The organism is Methylorubrum pseudosasae (assembly GCF_029504475.1).
GTDB lineage: Bacteria > Pseudomonadota > Alphaproteobacteria > Rhizobiales > Beijerinckiaceae > Methylobacterium > Methylobacterium extorquens.
The window spans coordinates 3,701,480-3,721,185 of record NZ_JAQGDU010000002.1 but is presented as its reverse complement, the minus strand read 5'-3'; the positions used below and the strand labels follow the sequence as shown (position 1 = coordinate 3,721,185).

Annotated in this window: 17 protein-coding genes and 4 pseudogenes; 9 read left to right on the top strand and 12 right to left on the bottom strand. The window is 70.5% G+C overall.

What is annotated here, in order from left to right; translation table 11 throughout:
• Positions 1-10: 10 nt before the first annotated feature.
• From deoA to M2437_RS18555, 4 genes and pseudogenes are all read right to left on the bottom strand, one after another.
• The gene (gene deoA / locus M2437_RS18570) at positions 11-1,321 is read right to left on the bottom strand and encodes a thymidine phosphorylase (RefSeq protein ID WP_253388323.1); all 1,311 of its coding nucleotides are present in this window, start codon (positions 1,319-1,321) and stop codon (positions 11-13) included.
• Positions 1,318-2,106, bottom strand: coding sequence for a deoxyribose-phosphate aldolase (deoC, locus tag M2437_RS18565; protein WP_253388322.1), 789 nt, complete (start codon positions 2,104-2,106; stop codon positions 1,318-1,320). The genes deoA and deoC overlap by 4 nt, the downstream gene beginning before the upstream one ends.
• A gap of 9 nt (positions 2,107-2,115) precedes the next feature.
• Positions 2,116-2,929 (bottom strand): annotated as a pseudogene (locus M2437_RS18560) (purine-nucleoside phosphorylase).
• Positions 2,919-3,332 (bottom strand): cytidine deaminase, encoded by a 414-nt coding sequence (locus tag M2437_RS18555; RefSeq protein WP_253388320.1) that lies wholly within the window; start codon positions 3,330-3,332, stop codon positions 2,919-2,921. Before M2437_RS18555 ends, M2437_RS18560 begins: the two are co-directional and overlap by 11 nt.
• Before the next feature lie 144 nt (positions 3,333-3,476).
• Between M2437_RS18555 and M2437_RS18550 the strand changes: the two genes are divergently transcribed.
• Positions 3,477-3,701, top strand: a complete 225-nt coding sequence (locus tag M2437_RS18550) for a DUF2093 domain-containing protein (RefSeq protein ID WP_003607557.1) — start codon at positions 3,477-3,479, stop codon at positions 3,699-3,701.
• 82 nt (positions 3,702-3,783) lie between these two features.
• On the opposite strand, the pseudogene lpxK reads toward M2437_RS18550, so the two are convergent.
• The 3 genes and pseudogenes from lpxK to M2437_RS18535 all read right to left on the bottom strand — a co-directional run bounded on the left by lpxK (position 3,784) and on the right by M2437_RS18535 (position 6,827).
• Positions 3,784-4,768: pseudogene (lpxK, locus tag M2437_RS18545) on the bottom strand (tetraacyldisaccharide 4'-kinase).
• Between the two features lie 7 nt (positions 4,769-4,775).
• Positions 4,776-6,081: pseudogene (locus tag M2437_RS18540) on the bottom strand (3-deoxy-D-manno-octulosonic acid transferase).
• Positions 6,078-6,827: a lysophospholipid acyltransferase family protein gene (locus tag M2437_RS18535; RefSeq protein WP_253388317.1), complete on the bottom strand. Its 750-nt coding sequence runs from the start codon at positions 6,825-6,827 to the stop codon at positions 6,078-6,080. Before M2437_RS18535 ends, M2437_RS18540 begins: the two are co-directional and overlap by 4 nt.
• 236 nt (positions 6,828-7,063) lie before the next feature.
• Here M2437_RS18535 and M2437_RS18530 point away from each other — a divergent pair, with 236 nt between their 5' ends.
• A complete protein-coding gene (locus M2437_RS18530) occupies positions 7,064-8,011 on the top strand; it encodes a metallophosphoesterase family protein (RefSeq protein ID WP_015951378.1) in 948 nt (315 codons plus the stop codon).
• 15 nt (positions 8,012-8,026) lie between these two features.
• Here the strand turns inward: M2437_RS18530 and M2437_RS18525 are convergent, their stop codons facing one another.
• Positions 8,027-8,503 carry a response regulator gene (locus M2437_RS18525; RefSeq protein WP_003606671.1) on the bottom strand — a complete coding sequence of 159 codons (477 nt, stop codon included), beginning with the start codon at positions 8,501-8,503 and terminating at the stop codon, positions 8,027-8,029.
• 382 nt (positions 8,504-8,885) lie between these two features.
• On the opposite strand from M2437_RS18525, the gene M2437_RS18520 reads away from it, so the two are divergent.
• Entirely contained in the window at positions 8,886-9,725 is an 840-nt protein-coding gene (locus M2437_RS18520) for a cold-shock protein (RefSeq protein WP_056500028.1), read from the top strand.
• 127 nt (positions 9,726-9,852) lie between these two features.
• Positions 9,853-10,098 (top strand): hypothetical protein, encoded by a 246-nt coding sequence (locus M2437_RS18515; RefSeq protein ID WP_253388316.1) that lies wholly within the window; start codon positions 9,853-9,855, stop codon positions 10,096-10,098.
• A 28-nt stretch (positions 10,099-10,126) separates the two neighbouring features.
• Here the strand turns inward: M2437_RS18515 and M2437_RS18510 are convergent, their stop codons facing one another.
• A complete protein-coding gene (locus tag M2437_RS18510; RefSeq protein ID WP_253388315.1) occupies positions 10,127-11,536 on the bottom strand; it encodes a leucyl aminopeptidase family protein in 1,410 nt (469 codons plus the stop codon).
• Positions 11,537-11,633: 97 nt separating this feature from the next.
• Here M2437_RS18510 and M2437_RS18505 point away from each other — a divergent pair, with 97 nt between their 5' ends.
• The 4 genes from M2437_RS18505 (at position 11,634) to M2437_RS18490 (ending at position 15,873) form a co-directional block, all read left to right on the top strand.
• A complete protein-coding gene (locus M2437_RS18505; protein WP_253388314.1) occupies positions 11,634-12,482 on the top strand; it encodes a tetratricopeptide repeat protein in 849 nt (282 codons plus the stop codon).
• Between the two features lie 185 nt (positions 12,483-12,667).
• Entirely contained in the window at positions 12,668-12,973 is a 306-nt protein-coding gene (rpmB, locus tag M2437_RS18500; protein ID WP_003599321.1) for a 50S ribosomal protein L28, read from the top strand.
• A gap of 113 nt (positions 12,974-13,086) precedes the next feature.
• On the top strand, positions 13,087-14,016 hold the full coding sequence (locus tag M2437_RS18495) for an AEC family transporter (RefSeq protein ID WP_003599320.1): 930 nt from the start codon (positions 13,087-13,089) through the stop codon (positions 14,014-14,016).
• Between the two features lie 153 nt (positions 14,017-14,169).
• A complete protein-coding gene (locus M2437_RS18490; protein ID WP_253388313.1) occupies positions 14,170-15,873 on the top strand; it encodes a lysine--tRNA ligase in 1,704 nt (567 codons plus the stop codon).
• Between the two features lie 147 nt (positions 15,874-16,020).
• Here M2437_RS18490 and M2437_RS18485 read toward each other — a convergent pair whose 3' ends face one another.
• Positions 16,021-16,629 carry a ribosomal maturation YjgA family protein gene (locus M2437_RS18485; RefSeq protein ID WP_277570364.1) on the bottom strand — a complete coding sequence of 203 codons (609 nt, stop codon included), beginning with the start codon at positions 16,627-16,629 and terminating at the stop codon, positions 16,021-16,023.
• Between M2437_RS18485 and prfB the strand changes: the two genes are divergently transcribed.
• Positions 16,592-17,720 (top strand): peptide chain release factor 2 gene (gene prfB / locus M2437_RS18480; protein WP_003599313.1). Its coding sequence is split into 2 segments (ribosomal slippage): positions 16,592-16,660 and positions 16,662-17,720, totalling 1,128 coding nucleotides; the frame shifts between segments, so codons are not numbered across the junction. The two genes, M2437_RS18485 and prfB, sit on opposite strands and share 38 nt — an antisense overlap.
• 144 nt (positions 17,721-17,864) lie before the next feature.
• Here the strand turns inward: prfB and M2437_RS18475 are convergent.
• Positions 17,865-19,044, bottom strand: a pseudogene (locus tag M2437_RS18475) (M23 family metallopeptidase).
• Between the two features lie 174 nt (positions 19,045-19,218).
• Positions 19,219-19,686 carry a peroxiredoxin gene (locus M2437_RS18470; RefSeq protein ID WP_003599311.1) on the bottom strand — a complete coding sequence of 156 codons (468 nt, stop codon included), beginning with the start codon at positions 19,684-19,686 and terminating at the stop codon, positions 19,219-19,221.
• Positions 19,687-19,706: the final 20 nt, after the last annotated feature.

Below are 19,706 nucleotides of genomic sequence, written 5' to 3'. Positions count from 1 at the left end.
AGCCGCTCTTTCAGCCCAAGCGCTCCCCTACGGCCTTGCGCGGCTCCGGTGGCGTTGCGCCGATCCGATAGGCCGCCCGGAGCGATGCCGCCGCCCACTCGGCGGCGGCCTCGTCCGCGGCGTGGACGAGGCCGATCGGATCGTTCGGTGACAGTTGGTCGCCCGGCCGCGCGAGGCCGGTGAAACCGACGCGGGCGTCGATGGCGTCCTGCGGCCGGGTGCGCCCGCCGCCGAGGCCGATCACCGCGAGCCCGATGGCGCGGGTCTCCACCGCCTCCACCACGCCCGCTTCCTGCGCCGGCACCGGCCGCACGACCGGCGCCCGGGGCAGGTGCCGGTCCGCCGCCTCGACGAAACCGCCGGGGCCGCCCAGCGCCGCCACCATCCGCGCGAAGGCCTCGCAGGCCCGGCCCGATTCGAGCGCCGCCGTCAGCCGCCCCTCCGCCTCCGCGATGTTTGCAGCCAGCCCCCCGATCACCAGCATCTCGGCAGCCAGCGCCATCGTCACGGCGTGGAAGCGCGGTTCGCGGGCGCGACCGGTGAGGTAATCGACGGCATAGGCCACCTCGACCGCGTTGCCGGCGCAGGAAGCCAGCGGGGCATCCATGTCGGTGATGAGCGCGCGCGTGCGCAGGCCCGCCGCGTTGGCAACCGTCACGATGCTCTCGGCGAGCGCCCGCGCATCCTCGCGACGGGCCATGAAGGCGCCGGAGCCGGTCTTCACATCCATGACGAGGCCCTGGAGCCCCGCCGCGAGCTTCTTCGACAGGATCGATGCGGTGATGAGATCGAGCGATTCCACCGTCCCGGTGACGTCGCGGATCGCGTAGAGGCGCCGGTCGGCCGGCGCGAGCTCGGCGGTCTGGCCGATGATGGCGCAGCCGGCCTCGGCCGTGACCTTGCGGAACCGGTCGAGGCCCGGCGTCACGTCGTAGCCGGGAATGCTCGCAAGCTTGTCCAGCGTGCCGCCGGTATGCCCCAGGCCGCGGCCGGAGATCATCGGCACGTAGCCGCCACAGGCCGCGACCATCGCGGCGAGCGGAAGGCTTACGGTGTCACCGACGCCGCCGGTGGAGTGCTTGTCGAGGACGGGGCCGGGCAGATCCCACGCGAGTACCGTCCCCGAATGCGTCATGGCGCGGGTCAGCGCCACGCGCTCGTCGAGCGAGAGGCCGCGGAAGAACACCGCCATGGCAAACGCCGCGGCCTGCCCCTCGGTGACCTGATCCTGCGTCAGCCCCTCGATGAAGCCGGTGATGTCGGCCTCCGACAGGGCATGTCCGTCGCGCTTGTCGCGGATAATCTCCTGGGGGAGCCTCATCGGGCAGCCTCTCCGGCGCGCGGGAGTTCGACGCGGACAAGTTCGGCGTGGAGCGCGCTGGCGCCGAGGCGGAAGGTGTTCGGGCTCGCCCAATCCGGCCCCATGATCCGGTCGGCGAGCGCGAGATACGCGGCGGCGTCCTCGACCCGGCGCAGGCCGCCCGAGACCTTGAGCCCCACAGGCCGGTCGCCACCGTGTGCGCGGATTGCCTCCAGCATGATCTCGGCCGCCGGCAGCGTCGCCGAGACCGCGGTCTTGCCGGTGGAGGTCTTGATGAAATTGGCCCCGGCTTCGAGCGACAGGCGGCTCGCCTGCGCGATCAGGCCCGGGTCTTCGAGTTCGCCGGTCTCCAGGATCACCTTGAGAAGCCGGTCCGCGCAGGCCGCGCGCACGGCCTCCACCATGGCGCGGGCGCTCTCCGCGTCGCCCCGCATCAACGCGCGATAGGGCAGGACGAGGTCGATCTCGTCGGCGCCGTCCGCGAGCGTGGCCTCGGTCTCCGCGACCGTGCGCGCCACCGCCTCGCCGCCCTCCGGAAAGTTGACGACGGTGGCGACCCGAACGCTACTTCCGCGAAGCCCACGGACGGCATCGGCGACGAAACGCGGCCAGACGCAGACCGCCGCGACCCCGCTCGCGCGGGCCTTGCCGCACAGCTCTTCGACGGCGGCGGCGGTGCAGGCGTCGCTCAGATCGGTGAGATCGAGCAGCGACAGGGCGCGTCGCGCCAGATCCGCCCTGACTCGGGCCGCATCCTGCGGGGTGAGGGGGGCTGAAGCGGTCATCCGTGTTCCCTATGCTTCGGGCAGCCGGCCGACGAAGCCGGCAGCCAGCCGGGCGAGATCCGGCCCCGGCGCGGGCGGCGACCGCCTTGGTTTCGGCATGGTGCGGGTCTCCGCCCGCGATCCCCGCCGCGAGGTTCGTCACCACCGAGATCGCCGCCACCGGCATGCCGAGGAACCGGGCGATGATCGTCTCCGGCACGGTGGACATGCCGACGAGGTCGGCGCCGAGAATCGCGGCCATGCGCACCTCGGCCGGTGTTTCGAAACTCGGGCCCGAGAACCATGCGTAGACGCCCGTAGGCAGCGGCAGCCCGATCGCCTCGGCCGCCGCACTCAGGTGAGCGCGCAGGCCCGGATCGTAGGCCTCCGTCATCGGCACGAAGCGGGCGTCGCTCGGCTCCCCGATCAGGGGATTGAGGCCGGACAAGTTGATGTGGTCGGCCAGCATCACGAGGCGGCCAGGGCCGATCTCCGGGCGCAGCGAACCGGCGGCGTTGGTGAGCAGCAGACGCGCAGCGCCGAGCGCCCGCGCGGCGGCGAGCGGCACCCGCATGGCGGCCGCGTTGCCGGTCTCGTAGGCGTGGGTCCGTCCCTCGAACACGAGCACCGGCCGCCCCGACAGGCGCCCGCGATGCAGCCGGCCGCCATGGCCGCTCACGCCGGGGGCGGGAAAGCCGGGAATCGCCGCGTAATCGAGGCTGACGCGATCCGCGACCGCCTCGACCAGGGCGCCGAGCCCGGTCCCCGTCACGATCGCCAGGGCATAGGGCCCGGAGAAGCCTGCCGCGCGCAGATGGGCGATGGCCGCGTTTTCAGGTGTCATGGACGAAATGCTCCGGGCCGAAGGAGGCGGGCAGCAATTGCTCCAGCGTGTGGCGCGCCCGCGCGCCGTCGGGACCGGCCGAGACGATCGGCGTATCGGGACCCGCGAATTCCCGGATGCGCTGGCGGCAGGCGCCGCAGGGCGTCACCGGGGCGGGACTGTCGGCCAGGACGAGGATCGCCCGGATCTGCCGGCCGCCGGCCGCGATCATCGCGGCGATGGCGCCAGCCTCGGCGCAGGTGCCGACGGGGTAGGCGGCGTTCTCGACGTTGCAGCCGGCATGGACGCCGCCGGCGTCATCCACCAAGGCGGCGCCGACGGCGAAGCCCGAATAGGGAGCATGGGCCCGTGCGCGCACGGCGGTGGCCGCCGCGAACAGGGCGTCGAAATCGGGCTCGGTCACGGATGAGGCCTGAGCGGTTCGCGGTGCATCCTGCGGTTTGGCCCGAGGAAAGGGGCCGTGTCGAGGGGGCAACGGTCGACAGAGGCGCGCACGGCTTCTAAGGCAGGCCGAGCGCGCGCGGGCGCGGCACCGGGAGCCCACACAATGCTCGGACGCTACGATCGGGGATCGACCGGCGGCGAAGCCAAGGTCGAGTACGGCGACGGCACCATGCGGGTGGTCAAGCCCGGCACCTACGTGCGCTGCGCCGTGACCGGCGAGCCGATCGCCCTCGACGCCCTGCGCTACTGGAACGTCGATCGCCAGGAGGCCTATGCCACCCCCGAGGCGGCGATGCAGCGCCTCAAGGAGACCGGCGCGGCGCGTTGACGGCAGGACGGGCCGTCCGCCGCCCGACCTCGACCGACGGGGTCGGACCGCCTTCGGTTCCTGCCGGTGAACGGCGCCCGCGTCAGGCGTGCGGGAAGGCCGCTGCGAGCTGTTGGCGAAGACGGGTTTCGTCGGCAAAAGCGAGGGCGACCCGCAGCACCGCCACCGCCGCACGCGCCTCGGCCGGCAGGCGCACCGCATCCTTCTCCGTCGTGACGAGGCTTGCGCCCTCGCGCGCAGCAAGCGCCGACAACGCCACCCAATCCCCCAGCCGATAGGGATGATGGTCGGCGAAGGCCCGTTCCGCCACGATCTGGGAGCCCAGGCCCCGCAGCGTCTCGAAGAACTTCTGCGGACGGCCGATCCCGGCAAAGGCGACGACGCGGCGACCGGCCCAGTCCGACCCGGCTTCGGGAACGAGACGGGCACGGTGGACCGGCAGGCCGTGGCTTTCCGCCTCGGCCGCCGCCGCCTCGCCGGGGCCGCCCTCGCCGACCAGCACGAGGCCGGCGACGTGGGACCATTGCCGGGCCAGCGGCGCGCGCAGCGGTCCGGCGGGGAAGGGCAGGCCGTTGCCGAGGCCAGCGCCCGCATCGATCACCGCGAGCGCGAGCGTCTTGGTCAGGCTCGGATTCTGCAGGCCGTCATCCATGACGATCACGTCGGCACCGGAGGCGGCGCAGAGGCGGGCGCCGGCCGGGCGGTCGCGGGCGACGATGGTGGTCGCCACCTGCGCCAGAAGCAGCGGCTCGTCGCCGACTTCCGCCGCCGCGTGCCGCGCGGGATCGACGATCAGCGGACCGGCGAGCCGGCCGCCATAGCCCCGGCTCAGCAGGGCGGGCGTCCGGCCGAGATCGCGCAGCAGGCGGACGAGAGCGAGGGCCGTCGGCGTTTTGCCGGCGCCGCCGAGGGTGAAGTTGCCGACGCACAGGACGGGGCAGGGCGGTGCCGCGCCGGGCCGGTCCATCGCGGTTGGCGGTCAGGCCGCCATAGACCCGGCCGGCGGGGGCCAGCAGCCGGGCGAGCGGATGCGTGGGCGGCCGGGACCAGAAGCCGGGCGGACGCATCGCGGCCTCAGTCGCGCTCGCGCGCGGAGAGCTTCATCTGCGCGACGTAGGGTTCGAGCACCGCGAAAGTGCGCGCCACTGCGCCCTCGAAGGGCAGGAGCGCGGCCTGGCCCTTGGCCCACATCGCCGCCAGCGCGCGCGGGTCGGCGACCAGTTCGCCGACGGCTTTCTGAAGCTCCGCCTCGTCCGCGACCCTGCGCGCGCCGCCCGTGGTGTCGAGCGCGCCGTAGGGTTCGTGGAAGTTGTGAACATGCGGCCCATGCAGGATCGCGCTGTCCAGGCGCACCGGCTCGATCGGGTTCTGGCCCCCGTGCGGCACCAGCGAGCCGCCGAGGAAGACCAGGGGGCAGAGCCGGTAGAACAGGCCGAGTTCACCGATCGTATCGGCGACGTAGAGGTCGATCGAGGGCAGCGGGCGCCCGCCCTTGGCGCGTCGGCTCACCCGTAGGCCGGCGGCGGTGGCAATCCGCGCCGCCTCCTCGCCCCGGCGCGGATGGCGCGGCACGATCACCGTCAGCAGGCGCGGGAACCGCGCCTTCAGGCCGGCATGGACACGGGCGACGACCTCGTCCTCGCCGGCATGGGTGCTGGCCGCGACCCAGACGGGCCGATCGCCGATCATGTCGCCGAGATAGGAGAGTTGCTGCGAATCGGCGGGCGGCACGGCCGAATCGTATTTGAGATTGCCGACGACGTTGATGCGCGGCGCGCCGAGCCGGGCGAAGCGCTCGCCGTCCTCGCGGGTCTGGACGAGGCAGACCGCGATCCGCGCTAGCAGCGCCCGAGCGGTGTCGGGCGAGCGCGTCCAGGCCTTGAACGAACGCTCCGACATCCGGCCGTTGACGAGCACCAGTGGGATGCCCCGGCGGTGCAGCGACACGATGGTGTTGGGCCAGATCTCGCGATTCGGCGACGATGGCGAGATCGGGCTGCCAATGCGCGAGGAAGCGCTCGATCCAGCGCGGCGCGTCGAGCGGCATGTATTGATGCACGGCGCCGGGGGGCAGGCGCTTGCTCAGCAGATCGGCGGCGCTGCGCGTGCCGGTGGTGACGAGAACCGAGCAGCCGCGGGCGATCATGCCCTCGATCAACCCGACGAGGGAAAGCGCCTCGCCGATGCTCGCCCCGTGCATCCAGACGAGATGGCCCACCGGCCGCGCCCGGCCGGGCAGGCCGCGACGCTCGGACAGCCGGACCGGATCCTCCTTGCCCCGGCGCGAGCGCCACGCCAGCAGCCCGGCCACGGCGGGTTCGCCGAGATAGAGGCCGTAGCGGTAGGCGCGCAGGGCGACGGGAAGCTTCGGGACCCTCACGCCGGACTGCCCTGCGATGCGGGAGCGGACATGCCGCCGACCCGGTCCGGCCGGCCGACGAGGGTGTAGGCCCGGTCGTGGACGCGGTTCAGCTCTTCTTGCACCCGCTGCCGCAGGGCATCGACCTCCTCGGGCGTGACCTCGCGGGGGACGAAGGTCGCCTCGCCGAACACCATGGCGCCGCGGCCGAAGGGCAGGCCGAGGCAGGCCCGATCCCAGGAATTGAAACGGATGTGTCGGCTCGTCACCACCGCCACCGGAACGATGGGCGCGCCGGAGAAGCGCGCGAGCAGGATGATACCGGCGTCGCACACGCGGGAGACCTTGGGCACGTCGGCCGAAAACGCGACGGTCTCGCCGCCCTTCAGCGCCTTGACCATGGCCCGCAGACCCTCGGCGCCGCCCTTGGCGCGGGCGTCCTTGACCGCGCGACCGCGGGCGCCGGAGGCGCGCATCACCCGCACCCCCATCCGCGTCAGGGCCATGGTGTTGATGTTGCCGTCGGGCGAGCGGGAGATGATCGTGGCGACCCGGTCCTGCGGACGGCTCATGAACGAGATCATGATGTGCTGGCCGTGCCACATGGCCGCGATGAACGGGCCGAACGCATCGAGCCGCGCATAGGCGTCTGCCGGCTCCAGGGTGAAGCGGTTGGTGCGCCGGACGAGCCGGAGATAGCCCGAGGCCAGATGGCTGAGCGCCCACTGGACACTCGGCTTGCGGCCGATGGTCTTGATCAGGCCCATGGGTTCTGACCGCTCTGTCCCGATTCGCTTTTCGACCGACCGTCGGCCTCCCGCGCCGACATGCGGGGTCGGCGGCTGTCTAGACCCGACCGTACGGTGGACGCAACGGAGCCGCTCTCAGATATTAACTTGTGTTATACGAAGCCAGCAACGCAAAGCCAAGTCGGCATCGGGGTTGATGCCGCAGGATGCCGGATATTGACGCCGGCCCGCGTTGCCGCGATGCGGGGTCGCGTATGTTCCGTCTTGCTCATCTCACCGATCCCCATGTCGGACCGCTGCCGCGGCCGCGTCTGCGCCAGCTTCTCAGCAAGCGGGCGGCCGGCTACGTGAACTGGCGTCGGGGCCGCAGCCGCCACCACGACATGGACCTGCTCGGCGCCCTCATCGCCGACCTGCACGGCCAGGGCGTCGACCATGTCGCCTGCACCGGTGACCTGTGCAATCTCGGCCTTCCGGACGAATGGGAGAGCGCGCGGGTGTTTCTCGAAGCGCTGGGTCCGGCGGACCGCGTGAGCTTCGTGCCGGGCAACCACGACGCCTATGTCCGCGGCTCGCTGGAGGGGCTGCTCGCCGCCTGCGGCGGCTGGACCGAGGCCGACGACGGGCAGATCCGCCTCTTTCCCTATCTGCGGCGGCGGGGGCCGCTCGCCCTGGTGGGCCTGTCCTCGGCGATCCCGACCAAGCCGTTCGTCGCGAGCGGCCGGCTCGGGCCGGTGCAGATCGAGGCGGCCGAGCGCGTGCTGCGCGACCTCGCCACAGCGCCGGATCGGCCCTGCCGCGTGGTGATGATCCACCACCCGCCCCATCCGGGCGGGGCGGCCTCGGGACGCGAATTGAAGGATGCGGCCGCCTTCGCCGCGATGATCGGCCGGGCCGGGGCGGACCTGATCCTGCACGGGCACAACCATGTCGGCACCGTGGCGCGGATCACCGGTCCCGACGGGCGTCCGGTGCCGGTGGTCGGCGCGCCCTCGGCCTCGGCGCGCACGCTGCTGACCAACCGGCGCGCCTCCTACTACCTCTACACGGTCACGCCGGGTGAGAACGGCTTCCGGATCGCGGTGACCGAGCGCGGTCTCGACGAGGCCGGCGGCATCGGCGAGCTATCGGGCTTCGACATCGAGACACCGCCCGCGGACCGGATCGGACTGGTCCATCGGCGGCGCCAGCGCCATACCTGAGCCGACCCGGTCGGGTCAGAGCGCACCCATCTTCGACAGGCCGTTGGCCCGGGGCAGGGGACGCAGCAGGCTCTTCACCTGGGAGAACGGCCGCGGCCGGTTGATCACCTCGTCGAGGCGCGACCACAGGGTCTTGGGCGAGAACGGCTTGGAGATGATCTCATTGACGCCCAGCGCGATCGCCCGATCGACCACGTTGCGGCGCGGCTGGGCCAGCATGAGGATGATCGGCACGGTCGGCGAGGGCGAGGTGGCCGGGGTTCTGGCGAGCCGGATAAACTCCTCGCCCGACAGGATCGCCAAATCCCAATCGATGATCGTGAGGTCGGGCTTGCTCTCGGCTAGCACACCGAGCGCTTCGGCCCCGTCAGGCGCCTCCAGCACGCGCTTGATGCCGACGCGCATCAGCATGTCGCGCACGATGCGGCGGATGTAGAGGCTCTCGTCCACGACGAGGGCGGAGAGATCCGGAAAGGTCGGAGTTGCGATCATCGGCAGCCGGCGCCCGGCTCGAATCCGGGCCGTTTCGCGGCGAAACTAACCCCGTTGGGTTTGCGTTTTCCTAAAGCGCGGCCGAGTGCGCGGGAATCAGAAGCGAGAATCGTCCCCCTCTGCCTCCCCTGCGTGCAAGCGTGATTCGGAACGGACGGGATCCCAAAGGGGGGTACGTACGCAGTTTCACCGCGAAAATGCGGAGCCTACAGCACGGATCGGTTAGAAGAACCTTGCGGTATGGGCGGGATTGCGTCAGACCTGAGGCATCGCTCCCGGTAGCCGCAGCCGGGGGGATGATAGTGCGGCGCGTCGGCTGTCTCGAGATAGCGCGCACGCGGTATTCGAGACTTGGCGGGCGGACGGTTTTTGCGAGCTTTCAATGGGACGTGGTCGTGATTTCAGGGGGCCGCAGAAGCGCGGCTTCGACGAGGGTGGTTCCGAGCCGCGTTGGCCCGATGAACTGCCCCCGAGCGGTGGTGACCGCTTCGGCGGCGGCGGTAGCGCCGGCGGCAACCGCTTCGGCGGCGGTGGTGGTGGTTACGGCGGCGGCGGCGGTGGCGGCTTCGACCGCGGCCCGGCGCGCGCAGCGGCTGCACCGACGGGACCGGAGCGTGATGCGACGGTCAAGTGGTTCAACAAGGAGAAGGGCTTCGGCTTCGTGGAGCTCGGCGACGGCTCCGGCGATGCCTTCCTCCACATCCGCGCGGTCGAGGCCGCCGGTCACGACGACCTCCTTCCCGGCACACGCCTGACGGTCCAGACCGCCCAGGGCCAGAAGGGCCCGCAGGTCACCGCAGTGAACAGCGTCGACACCTCCACGGCCGAGGCGGCTCCGCCCCGGCGCGAGGCCCCGCGCTTCGGCGGCGGCGGTGATCGCTTCGGTGGTGGCGGCGGTGGCGACCGCTTCGGCGGCGGCGGCGGCGACCGTTTCGGTGGTGGCAGCCGTGATCGCTTCGGCGGCGCGGGTGCTGGCGGCGGTGGCGGTGGACGCTTCGCTTCCGGCCCGTCGGTCGAGATGACCGGCACCGTGAAGTGGTACGACCCGGCCAAGGGCTTCGGTTTCGTCTCGGTGAACGACGGCGGCAAGGACGTATTCGTGCACCGTTCGGCGCTCTCCCGCGCCGGCCTCGACTCGCTGGCCGAAGGCCAGCAGGTCACCCTCGGCGTGGTCGAGGGCCAGAAGGGCCGCGAGGCCTCGAGCATCACCGTCGAATACTAATCGACGCGGGCCGCCCGGCGGCCCGAACGGAAGCTTACGAAACGGCGGCCTCAGGGCCGCCGTTTTCGTTTGTCGGGTTGGCCATCTCGGCTGGCTTCGGCCGGCAACGACGATGAGGGGAAACGCGATGCGTCGGACCGTCAGTGCGCTCGGCCTGCTCCTCCTGGGCACGGCACCCGCCGCGGCGGAGGATTTCTCCGGCTTCTACGCGGGGGTGAATGCGGGCTGGACGTTCGAACGTGGTGGTGACTGGGATCTGTCCGTACCGGGGGCACCGGGGGCGACCAAGCCGGAGGAGGGGCTTCCGCCGAGTGTCGCACGGGTTCAGGAGCGGCAGTTGCCGGCTCCCGCGCATCCGGCCGGGCGCCGCTGAACAGCGAGCGCCGGCCCCTTGAAGGCCGTCAGACGTCGCGGCCGTACCGCTCGGCCACCAGGGCATAGGCGAGGCGGGCGGTCTGGACCTCCCCGCCCTCCGGCCGGCCCGGCTTGGTCGAGGGATTCCAGCCGTAGAGGTCGAAATGTACGTGCGCCTGGGTCCGGCGCACGAAGCGGCGCAGGAACAGAGCGGCGGTGATCGCCCCGGCAAAGCCACCGCCCGGCGCGTTGTTGAGGTCGGCGATCTTCGAATCGAGCAGGCTCGCATAGGGCAGGTGCAGGGGCAGGCGCCAGACCGGATCGTTGACGCGCAGGCCCGCTTCCGCGACCGCATTCGCCAACCCCTCGTCCTCGGTGAAGAAGGCCGGCAGATCGGGACCCAGCGCCACGCGGGCGGCGCCGGTCAGCGTCGCGAAATCGAGGATGAGGTCGGGCGCCTCGGCATCGGCCAGCGCCAGCGCGTCGGCAAGGATCAAGCGCCCCTCCGCGTCGGTGTTGCCGATCTCGACGGTGAGCCCGGCGCGGGAGCGGATCACGTCGCCGGGCCGGAAGGCATCGCCGGCAATGGCGTTCTCGACGCTCGGCACGATCAGCCGCAGCCGCACGGGCAGGCCGGCGCCCATGATCATCTCGGCCGCCGCCAGGGCCGCGGCAGCGCCGCCCATATCCTTCTTCATCAGCAGCATGTTCGAGGCCGGCTTGATGTCGAGCCCGCCGGTGTCGAACACGACGCCCTTGCCGACCAGCGTCACGCCAGGCGCGTCCTCGGCCCCCCAGGTGAGATCGATGAGGCGGGGCGCCCGCGGCGAGGCGGCGCCGACGGCGTGGACGAGAGGAAACTCTTTCTCGAGATCCGCGCCGACGGTCACGGAGACCGTCGCCTCGAACCGCTCGCCCAGCGCCCGCACGGCGGCCTCGACTTCGGCCGGTCCGAGATCGTTCGCCGGGGTGTTGACGAGGTCGCGTCCAGCCGCGACCGCAGCCGCGAGCCGTTCGATCGCCGCCACGTCGATTCCGTCCGGGGCGACGAGGCGTGGGCGTGGCTCGCCCGGCTTGCGGTAGCGCTCGAACCGGTAGCTGCCGAGCAGCCACGCCAGCGCCGCCTCGCTCTCATCGAAACCGTCGGAAGGCTCGAACCGGTAATCGCCCGGGGGCAGGGCGCCCGGCAGCTTTCCGGCGAGAAAGCGGTCGCGACCGCCCGCCTTCGCGTCACCCAGGCCGAACAGAACGCGGCCGAGCCCGCCGTCGTCGCCGGGTAGGAGGGCGACGCGACCGGCCTTGGGGGCAAAGCCGGTGGCGTCGGCAAAGCTGCGCTGGAGCGGGGGCAATCCGGCGGCGACGGCGCCCCATCCTTCCTGCGTCACGCAGCGGATCGGGACGGCATCCGCGCCTGCATCGAGAAGGGAGGGGCCGTGCTGCGAGAGAGGTGCGGACATGGAAAATAAGCTTAACCGGCCATTAGGGTTAACGCTCTATCACCCCGCCATCGGTACGGCGCAAGCGCCGGCCGTGGCATTGGGGGGAGAGGACACCATGACCGGCATTTGCAGCGCGGCTCCGAGCCAGCCTGGAATGGTCCGGACACGCCGTCTGCTCGCCCTGGCCCTCGTCGGCCTCGGGCTGGCCGGCTGCCAGAGCCGCTCGCCCGAGACGACCGGCTCGATCGGCGGCCTCAACCTGCTCGGCACGAACCGTGCCGAACGCTCGCCCCGCGCCGAAATCGATGCCCTGGCAGCGCGCTACAACGCGGACCCGAACGACGTGCGCGCCGCCATGCGCTACGCCGCGGCCCTGCGCGCGACCGACCAGAAATCACAGGCCGTGGCGGTGCTGCAGCAGGTCGCCCTGCGCAACCCGAAGGACAAGGTGGTGCTCGCCGCCTACGGCAAGAGCCTCGCCGATGCCGGCCGCTACCAGGAGGCTAACGAAGTCCTTCAGAACGCCCACAGCCCGGCCCAGCCCGATTGGCGCGTGCTCTCGGCGCAGGGGATGGTGGCCGACGAAATCGGCGACCACGCCAGGGCACAGAACCTTTACGACACCGCCCTCAAGATCGCGCCGAACGAGCCGCGGATCCTGTCGAATCTCGGCCTGTCCTACGCGCTCTCCCGCCGCCTCGACGAGGCCGAGACGACCCTGCGCCTCGCCGTGGCCCAGCCGAAGGCCGATGCCCGCGTGCGCCAGAACCTCGCCCTGGTGCTCGGCCTCAAGGGCCGCTACGACGAGGCGGAGCAAGTGCTGGCCCAGGATCTCGGCCCGGCGGAAGCGGCGGCCAACATGCGCGAGATGCGCGCCATGGCGGCCCGCCGCGCGGCACCGAAGACGGCCCAGGCCGCCGCTGCGACGCCGGGGCGGCAGCTCGCACGGTCGGCGATCCAGTAAAGCCGGGATCTTGGCCCGCCGACCTTGACGAAACCGGCGCATCTCCCCTATAGGCTCGCCACTTCCATCGGACTCCGCCGGTATCGATTGTCGCGAGGGTTCGACGCCCTCGGCGCGAGAGCCGTGTGGCATTGCCGAAACGCTTCAGCGCCGAGACCCGGCCTAACGTTGACAGGACTGTAACGATGTCGCGTCGCTGCGAACTCACGGGCAAGGCCGTTCAGGTCGGTCACCTCGTGAGCCACTCGAACCGGAAGACCAAGTGCCGGTTCCTGCCGAACCTCTGCAACGTCACGCTGCAGTCGGACACCCTCAACCGCCGCGTCCGCCTGCGGGTGACCGCCCACGCGCTCCGCTCGGTCGAGCACCGCGGCGGCCTCGACGCCTTCCTCGTGAAGGCTCGTGAGATCGAGCTGTCGCAGACGGCCCGCCTGCTCAAGCGCGAGATCGAGAAGAAGATCGCCGAGCCGGCCACGCCCGCCGCCGCGTAAGTCTTGTCGGGCCGGCTCGCGGCCCGAACGATCGTCCAACCGAATCAGAGAGGCCACCGGATGCGCGAATCGCGCCCGGTGGCCTTTTCCGTTCGACAGGGTCCCCCCGGCCGATGACGGCGCTCACCCTCATCATCCCGATCTTCGGCCTCGTGCTGGTCGGCTGGCTCGCCTCGCTCACCAAGATCATCTCGGAGCGGGTCGGCGACGGGCTGTCCGAATACGTCTTCTCGCTCGCGGTGCCGGCGCTCATCGTCTCGACGCTGACGCGGCCGGGCCTGTCGGGCGAGATCGCCTGGGGCTACTGGGCGAGCTATTTCGGCGGGGCCGCCATCGCCTGGGCCACCGGCTCGCTGATCGGGCGCCGGACCGAGGGCGTGGATCGGCGCGGCGCCGTGCTGCACGGCTTTGCCGCGAGCCAGTCGAACACCGTCTTCGTCGGCGTGCCGATGATTCTCCAGGCCTACGGCGAATCGGGCGCCTTCCCGCTCTTCATGCTGCTCGCCGTCCACCTGCCCTTGATGATGGGCGCGGCGACCTTCCTGATCGAATCGGAGGGCGGGCGCCCCATGGGCCAGCGGCTGAAGGCGCTCGGCCTCGCGCTCGGCAAGAACCCGATCTTCCTGGCGCTTGCCGTCGGCATGGCGATGAAGGCCGCCGGCCTCTCCTTTTCGGGCATCCCGAAGGCCCTGGTCGATTCGCTGGCCGGCACCGCCTCGACCTGCGCGCTGATCGCGCTGGGAGCCGGCCTCACCCGCTACAAGGTGCTGCACGACCTGCGCGGCGCGAGCATCGTCGCGGCCTTGAAGCTCGGCCTGCACCCGCTCGCGGTCTATCTCCTCGCCTTCCACGTCTTCACCATGCCGCCGGCCTATGCCGGCGTCGCCGTGCTGTTCGCGGCGATGCCGGTGGGCATCAACGCCTACCTGCTGGCCGTGCGCTACAAAAGCGAGCAGGGCTTGGTTGCCGCCGCCGTACTGGTCTCGACGCTGGCCGCGACCGCCACGACGGTGGGCTGGCTGATGCTGCTCGGGCGCGGATAGTTTTTCGGACTTCGCTCTCAAGCGGGATCTCGGGTCGTCGCATAGGATGGCTGCGTTGACCCCGGCCCCCTCGCTCCATAGGTTGCCCGCTCTTGCGCCCCGGCCCGAATGGCCGGCGCGGCACTTGTCCAGACCCCGAAAAGCTTGCTTGTGATGTCCGCGCCCCTCCGCCTCGACCCCGACATTCTGGAGGCCGCTGCCTCCGCCGCCGCCTGGCCGTTCGAGGAGGCGCGCAAGCTCGTGGCGCGGCTGGAGCGCAAGCCCAAGAGCGAAGTTCTGTTCGAGACCGGCTACGGCCCCTCGGGCCTGCCGCATATCGGCACCTTCGGCGAAGTGGCCCGCACCTCGATGGTGCGCCACGCCTTCCGCGTGCTGACCAAGGACGCTGTGCCGACCCGGCTAATCGCCTTCTCCGACGACATGGACGGGCTGCGCAAAGTCCCGGACAACGTACCGAACCGCGAGCGGCTGGCCGAGGCGTTGAACCTCCCGCTGACCCAGGTCCCCGACCCGTTCGGCACGCATGACAGCTTCGGCGCGCACAACAACGCCGAGCTGCGCCGCTTCCTCGACGCCTTCGGCTTCGACTACGAGTTCCGCTCGGCCACCGAGTGCTACAAGGCCGGCATCTTCGACGACACGCTGCGCCTCGTCTTGGAGCGCTACGAGGCGGTGATGGCGATCATGCTGCCCTCGCTGCGGGCCGAGCGCTCGGCGAGCTACTCGCCGTTCCTGCCGATCCACCCCGTCACCGGCCATGTCATGCAGGTGTCGATCGACGAGGTGCGCCCGAGCGCCGGCACCATCGTCTGGCGCGATCCGGCGACGAACGAGGTCTACGAGACGCCGGTCACCGGCGGCCACGTCAAGCTGCAATGGAAGCCCGACTGGGCGATGCGCTGGGTCGCGCTCGGCGTCGATTACGAGATGGCCGGCAAGGATCTGATCGATTCGGTCAAGCTCTCGGGCCAGATTGCGCGCGCCCTCGGCGCCGAGCCGCCGGAGGGGTTCAATTACGAGCTCTTCCTCGACGAGAAGGGCCAGAAGATCTCGAAGTCGAAGGGCAACGGCCTGACCATCGACGAGTGGCTGACCTACGCCACGCCCGAGTCGCTCGCGCTGTTCATGTACAACAAGCCGCGCGAGGCCAAGCGCCTGTTCTTCGACGTGATTCCGCGCAACGTCGATGAGTACGACAACTTCCTCGGTCGGTTTGCCGGCCAGGAAGCCAAGCACCGGCTCGGCAACCCAGTGTGGCATCTGCATGCAGGCGCGCCGCCGGCCGTCGAGACCATCGACGAGGCCGGCACCACGCTCTCCTTCGGCATGCTCTTGAACCTCGTGGCGGTGGCCAATGCCGAGGACGAGGCGGTTTTGTGGGGCTTCATTCGCCGCTACGCCCCGAATGTCGGGCCGGAGACGCATCCGCGGCTGGCCGGCCTCGTGACGCGGGCGCTCGCCTATTACCGGGACTTCGTGCGGCCGCAGAAGCAGTACCGCGCCCCGACCGAGGAGGAGGCCGCGGCCCTGCGCGACCTGTCCGAGACGCTCAAGGAGCACGAGGCCTCGACCGACCCGGAGGCGCTGCAGGCGATCGTCTACGAAGTCGGCCGGCGCCACTTCCCCGACCTGTCGGGCAAGGCCAAGAGCCCGGACGGGCGGCCCGGCGTCTCGAAGACGTGGTTCGCCTCGATCTACAACGTGCTGTTCGGCGAGGCGCAGGGGCCGCGCTTCGGCTCGTTCATCGCGCTCTACGGCGTGGCGGGCACCCGGGCGCTGATCGAGAAGGCGCTGAGCGGCGCGCTGGTGGCCGAGCACGCGGCCTTCCTCGAGAGCCGCAAGGCCGCCGCGGCCTAAGCAGGGGTGGGGCCGATGCGGAGGATGCGGGCGTTGGCTGGCATCCTCCGCACCCTCGCTGCCCTGATCGCGCCGAACCGGGCGGTGGTGCGGGCCGTGTCGGGAGGCTAAAGCCATGCCGATCGGCTCGTCGCCGGCCACCTCACATCACGAAAAATCAGCCGGTCGGCGAGAGATCTTCGCGCGAGGCGGCTCGAAATCGATCTCCGCGACGCCCGGCATCGCCAGCGCATCGGCAACGTTCTGCCGCCCGTCGAGCCGCCGTGCGCTCCAATCAAGCACCGACGCCAGCCCGATGCCGACGGCATAGGCCGCGACGTTCCACGGTGAGAAGACGCGGCCGAGCAGCAACTGCCCCGCCAGCGTCAAGCGGAACGTGTCGAGCCCCGGGGTGTGGACGAGGCGGAACAGCTCGACCAGCACGGCAACGATCAGGGCGATCGCCGCCAGCCGCGCGACCGGGGCGGCGGGCCGGGCAAGGGCGACGAGCCCGTAGACCATCGCGCCCCACAGGACGGAGCCCGCATACTTCACGACCTCCTTCGGTAGGCCGAGCGGTAGATAGCGCACGCCTACGCCTGCCGCGATCACGGCGAGGATGGCGGCGAGCAGGCGCAAGCGGCGGGATCGTAGGCTGGGCATCGCGGTGCGGCGGTTTACAGGGCGGGAGGCGCCCGGTATCACCCCGGACCACACCGACATACGAGTTTCACACCAGATGCGCGCCGAGATCGAACAGGCCTCGGATGCCGCCAAGCAGTCTATAGGGCTGCTGAGGAGGCATCTTTGACTGGGACACCGTCGATAAACGTCTCGCGGAGCTGAACGCGGCTTCCGAGAACCCCGACCTCTGGAACGATCCGGAGGCCGCACAGAAGGTCATGCGCGAGCGCCAGGAGCTCGACGAGGCCGTCACCGCGATCAAGAAGCTCGAACGCGATCTCGAGGATGGCGCGACGCTGATCGAACTCGGCGAGATGGAGGGTGACCAAGCCTCCATCAGCGAGGGCGAGGCCACGATCAAGGCGGTCGAGAAGGAAGCCGCGAGCCGGCAGGTCGAGACCCTGCTCTCGGGCGAGGCCGACGGCTTCGACACCTATCTCGAAGTCCATGCCGGCGCGGGCGGCACCGAGAGCCAGGATTGGGCCAACATGCTTCAGCGCATGTATGCCCGGTGGGCCGAGCGCCGGAAGTTCAAGGTCGAGATCGTCGAGATGACCGACGGCGAAGAGGCCGGGATCAAGGGCGCCACGCTCCTGATCAAGGGCCACAACGCCTATGGCTGGCTCAAGACCGAGTCGGGCGTACATCGGCTCGTGCGGATCTCGCCCTACGATTCCAACGCGCGGCGGCACACCAGCTTTGCCAGCGTCTGGGTCTACCCGGTCGTCGATGACCGGATCGAGATCGAGATCAAGGAATCGGACTGCCGCATCGACACCTACCGGTCGTCGGGCGCAGGCGGCCAGCACGTCAACACGACCGATTCGGCGGTGCGCATCACGCACAACCCGACCGGCATCGTCGTGGCCTGTCAGCAGGAGCGCTCGCAGCACAAGAACCGGGCCACCGCCTGGAACATGCTGCGCGCCCGCCTCTACGAGGCCGAGCTGAAGAAGCGCGAGGAAAAGGCCAACGCCGAGGCGGCTTCGAAGACCGACATCGGCTGGGGCCACCAGATCCGATCCTATGTGCTTCAGCCGTACCAACTCGTGAAGGACCTGCGCACCGGCACGCAATCGACCGATCCGGACGAGGTGCTCGACGGCGACCTCGACCCGTTCATGGAAGCCTCGCTGGCGCAACGCGTGTTCGGCGGCAGCGAAGACGTCGCCGACATCGACTGACGCCCCTTAGAGCATCGTCCTGGACATCAGATCCAGGACGATGCTCTAAGCACTTGCTTTTGCATCATCTTTTCCGAAAGCCGGCAACCACCTTTCGGGACGACGCTCTAGTCTCCTCCCCTCACGGGGAGGGGACAGCCGGCCTCAATCGGCGAAGACGAGCTGCGCCCCGGCCCGCAGGAACCGCTGCGGATCGACCGGCTCGCCGTCGATGCGGGTCTCGTAATGCAGGTGGCTGCCGGTCGAGCGGCCGGTCGAGCCGGCAAACCCGACCACACTTCCCGCCTCGACCCGCTGGCCGACCGCGACCGCGGTGCCGGAGAGGTGCGCGTAGCGCGTGACGAGGCCGCGCCCGTGATCGACCTCGACCATGTTGCCGTAGCCGCCGGCATACTCGGCCGCCGTGATCCGCCCGGCGGCGGTGGCCCGAACCGGGGCGCCGGTCTCGGCGCGCATATCGACGCCCGTATGGAGCGCGTAGCCGCGGGTGAACGGATCGAGCCGGGCGCCGAAGCTGCTGGTGAAAGCGAGCTCGCCCGGAAGCGGCTGGCGGAAGGGGAGGGCGGCGGTCACCCGGCGCAGATGCGTCTCCTCCTCGACCTGGCGCCGGGCCTCGGCCAACGCCTGCTCGAAGGCGTCGGGCCCGAGCGGAACGAGGGGGCCGCCGACGCCGCCCGCAGGCGGATCGAACCGGGCTGGTGACAGACCCGTGCGAGCGATCAGATCGCGGAACCGTTCGGCGCTGCGCCCAGCCTGCTGGGCGATACCGGCCGCAGCGCGCGACTGCGCCTCGGCGACACGATGGAGCGCATCCTCCAGGTGCGACAGGCGCGCGGACGCGGCGCGGCCGGCGGCCTCGGCCCGGTCCTCGCCGCCCATGCGCAGTTCCGGCGTCGGGAACGGCTTCTGGACACGCGCTGCCGGCTCCGCGACCGGGATCGGGGCAGGGCGGCGTCACATCATCGATCGGCGCGGCGGCCCCACCCAGACCGGAGAGCAACCCCTGGCGCTTCTCGATCAGGGCCTGCCGCTCAGTCAGGGCGGAAAGCCGGTTCTCGACGCTGCCGCGCTCCGCGTTGCGCTCGGCCGCCGCGCGGTCGAGGGCGCGTTGAAGGGTGCCGATCCGCTCCTCGTAGGTAAACTGCATCGCGCTCTGGCGCGAAACGAAGCGGGCCAGCATCTCGTCGTGGAAGACGAGGTAGTAGCTCGCGGCCGCCGCCCAGAACGTCGAGACGGCGAGCCCGAGGCCGAGCGCCCGGACGAGACGGCTTTGGGAGAGAGGGGAAAGGCCGGCTTTGCGGCGGGCCTGAGCAGTCGATGGCATGGCACGTCGGACGTTCGAAGACGGGCCCGATCACAGACGATTAAGGTTAAGGAAGCCTAGCGTTTGTTAGTGATCCGCGGCCCGCATCGAAACACGAGGCGCCGGTTCAACAGTTCACGTCATCCCGAAAGCCAAGGGCCGTCTCTCGGAATGACGCCGGCGTGCGATCCGTTGTCAGGCCAGGGCTTTGACGGCTTCCAGAACTTCCTCGACATGGCCCGGCACTTTCACCTTGTGCCAGACCCGCGCGATCTGTCCCTCACGGTCGATCAGCACGGTCGTGCGCTCCACGCCCATGTATTTTCGGCCGTACATGCTCTTCTCGACCCAGACGCCGTAAGCTTCCAGCATCGATTTCGCCTCGTCGGAAGCGAGCGGGAAGGTCAGGCCGTACTTCGCCCTGAACTTATCGTGGCTCTTGACCGAATCCGGCGACACACCGACCACCTTCGCCCCGGCTGCCGCGAAGGCCTCGCTCTGGGCGTTGAAGTTCTGCGCCTCGAGGGTGCAACCGCTCGTATCGTCCTTGGGGTAGAAATAAAGCACGATCTTGTGACCGCGCAGGCTCTCGAGAGAGATGGTCTCGCCGCCCGCTCCGGGTAACGAGAACAGGGGCGCGGCATTGCCGGTCTCTAGCGGCATTTCGCCTTCCTTTCGGCCGA